The sequence below is a fragment of the Sphingomonas sp. 2378 genome (genome assembly GCF_038084995.1).
GTDB lineage: Bacteria > Pseudomonadota > Alphaproteobacteria > Sphingomonadales > Sphingomonadaceae > Sphingomonas.
In genome coordinates this window covers 1-245 of sequence record NZ_JAXCMJ010000162.1, presented here as the reverse complement: position 1 = coordinate 245, position 245 = coordinate 1, and the positions used below count along the sequence as shown (strand labels likewise).

Below are 245 nucleotides of genomic sequence, written 5' to 3'. Positions count from 1 at the left end.
CCGCCGTGTTTCCCGACGCCGTGGTTCAAACCTGCATCGTCCACCTGCTGCGCAATTCCATGGATTTCGTGTCCTGGAAGGACCGCAAGGGCCTGGCGAGCGCCCTGAAGGATATCTACCGCGCGCCCAGCGCCGAGGCGGCCGAGCAGGCCCTGACGGCATTCGAGGCGGGGCCCTGGGGCACCCGCTATCCCGCCATCGGCCAGAGCTGGCGGCGCGCCTGGGCCGAGGTCATCCCCTTCTTC

1 protein-coding gene is annotated in these 245 nt (G+C 69.0%); it reads left to right on the top strand.

All coding sequences use genetic code 11. The annotated features are described in order from the left end of the window. On the top strand, positions 1-245 hold a 245-nt coding region (locus SM191_RS19750), incomplete at both ends, for a transposase (protein WP_341507682.1).